Below are 2220 nucleotides of genomic sequence, written 5' to 3'. Positions count from 1 at the left end.
ACCCGCTGGAAGACCGAGCCCGCCGCCTTCGTCATCGCCGGCGAGGTCAAGCCGCTCGAAGGCGCCGGCATGGCCCGCTACACCGCGCTCTACGAGCTCGACAGCCCCGACATCCTGGTGAGCAAGGCCTGGGGCGAGGCCTCGGAGAAAGGCCGCTGGGCCGCCGAGATCAGGCCGCACACGTTCAACCGCAGCCACGTCGTGCGCAAGGCGGTGTGAGTCTTCTCAACTCCCTCTCCCCGCTCGCGAGAGCTTTGCAGAAGTCTCGATTTTGTGGGTGAGGGTGGATTGCATGGGATCCGAGGTTGGGTGTCTGCGGTCTGTCTCAGGTCAGCCGCAGGGCTCGGCTGAGGTTGTAGGCGGTGCACATGAGGGTGAACTGGGTGGCGTTGCGAGGGAGGTTGAAGTAGCGGACGCGGCGATAGTGCCAGACGCGCTTGAAGAAGCCGAAGACGGCCTCGATCCTGCCGCGTATGCGTCCGATCAGGACGTTGCGCAGGATCTCGCGCGCTGTCGGCGCGTGATACTGGTTGCCGCGGCGCTGGATGCGGTTCTTCAGGCCCAGGCTGCGCAGTCGAGCCCGCCGGGCGTAGCTGTCGTAGGCCTTGTCGGCGTAGAGCGCACGCTCGTCGCCCAGATAGAGCGTGTCGGCGACACTGGTCTCGTTGACCGAGGCCGGCGTCAGGGTCTGATGGCGGATCAGACCGGAGCCCTGGTCGACGGCGATGTGGCCCTTGTAGCCGAAGTGCCGCCGACCGCCGCGCCGCGTCCAGTCGGCGTCGGGGTCGACGGCGCTGCGCACCAGCTTGCTCGGCGGCGGCTCGCCGCTCGGCGTCTGATCCGGCGCCGGCTCCTTCGGCGGGCTCGGCCTGGCCGCCTGTGCCTCGACCAGCGTGGCGTCGATCAGCGTGCCCTGGCGCAGGATCAGGCCGCGCGCATCGAACTGCCGGTTGATCTCGGCGAAGGCCGCCGTCATCAGCCCGGCCGCGCCCAGCGCCTCGCGGAAGCGCCACAGCGTCGTGTGGTCCGGCGTCTCGTCCGCCAACCCAAGCCCGACGAAGCGCCGGAAGGTCACCCGGTCCGACAGCTCCTCCTCCAGCCGCTCGTCCGACAGCCCGTACCACTGCGCCAGCAGCAGCGCCTTGAACAGCACCAGCGGCGCGTAGCCCGGCGCGCCCATCCGGCCGCGCCGCAGCGGCGCCAGCACCGCCTTGAGCCGGCCCCAGTCGATCTGCGAGCTCATCCGCTCCAGACGCTTGTTCAGCCCTTCGCGCTGCCGCACCAGCGCGTCGGCCAGGCTCATCTGACCACTCTGACGCTCGCTCATCGATCCGCCTCCGCCGATCGACCATACGAATCACAACCCCTAGACTTCTGCAAACCTCTCGCTCGCGGGGAGAGGGAGTCTCACCCGGTCATCAGCCGGCGCGCGATGACCACGCGCATGATCTCGTTGGTGCCCTCGAGGATCTGGTGCACCCGCAGGTCGCGCAGGTAGCGCTCCAGCGGGAAATCCTTGAGGTAGCCGTAGCCGCCATGCAGCTGCAGCGCCTCGTTGACGATGCGGAAACCGGCATCGGTGGCGAAGCGCTTGGCCATGGCGCTGGCCTGGGTGGCCTCGGGCGACCTGGCATCGAGCAGCGACGCCGCCTTGTGGATCAGCAGGCGCGCCGCCTCCAGCTCGGTCGCCATGTCGGCAAGCTTGAACTGCGTCGCCTGGAAGTCGGCAATCGGCTTGCCGAACTGCTTGCGCTCGACGACGTAGCGCGAGGCGGTCTCCAGGCAGGCGCGCGCGCCGCCCAGCGAGCAGGCGCCGATGTTGATGCGCCCGCCGTCGAGGCCGGCCATGGCGATGGAGAAGCCGCGCCCTTCGCCCGACAGCAGGTTCTCGGCCGGAACCTTGCAGTCCTCGAAGATGACCTGCCGCGTGGGCTGCATGTGCCAGCCCATCTTGTTCTCGACGGCGCCGAAGGAGAGGCCGGGCGCGTCCTTCGGCACGACGAAGGTGGAGATGCCCTTCGGCCCGTCGTCGCCGGTGCGCGCCATGACGACGTAGATGTCAGAGGCGCCGGCGCCGGAGATGAACTGTTTTGCCCCGTTGAGCACGTAGTCCGATCCGTTGCCGCCGGCGCGCACGGCCTTCGTCTTCAGCGCGGCGGCATCCGAGCCCGAGCCCGGCTCGGTCAGGCAGTAGCTCGCGAGCTGCCGCATCGAGGCGAT

Annotated in this window: 3 protein-coding genes; 1 reads left to right on the top strand and 2 read right to left on the bottom strand. The window is 69.0% G+C overall.

The features are described from left to right. Positions 1-219 (top strand): hypothetical protein (locus tag KF709_15005; GenBank protein MBX3175714.1); only part of this gene is annotated, 219 nt, incomplete at its 5' end. A 106-nt stretch (positions 220-325) separates the two neighbouring features. On the opposite strand, the gene KF709_15000 is transcribed toward KF709_15005, so the two are convergent. Both KF709_15000 and KF709_14995 read right to left on the bottom strand, forming a co-directional pair. After that, positions 326-1327: an IS5 family transposase gene (locus KF709_15000; GenBank protein ID MBX3175713.1), complete on the bottom strand. Its 1002-nt coding sequence runs from the start codon at positions 1325-1327 to the stop codon at positions 326-328. Positions 1328-1407: 80 nt separating this feature from the next. Then, a partial coding sequence (locus KF709_14995; GenBank protein ID MBX3175712.1) for an acyl-CoA dehydrogenase family protein occupies positions 1408-2220 on the bottom strand: 813 nt, incomplete at its 5' end.

The sequence above is a fragment of the Gemmatimonadaceae bacterium genome (assembly GCA_019637445.1).
Lineage (GTDB): Bacteria > Gemmatimonadota > Gemmatimonadetes > Gemmatimonadales > Gemmatimonadaceae > Pseudogemmatithrix.
This window is presented reverse-complemented; position numbering and strand designations above follow the sequence as displayed.

Coding starts and splice junctions, on each gene's coding strand:
- KF709_15000 (MBX3175713.1), bottom strand. CDS start 1,327: ATGAGCGAGCGTCAGAGTGGTCAGATGAGCCTGGCCGACGCGCTGGTG.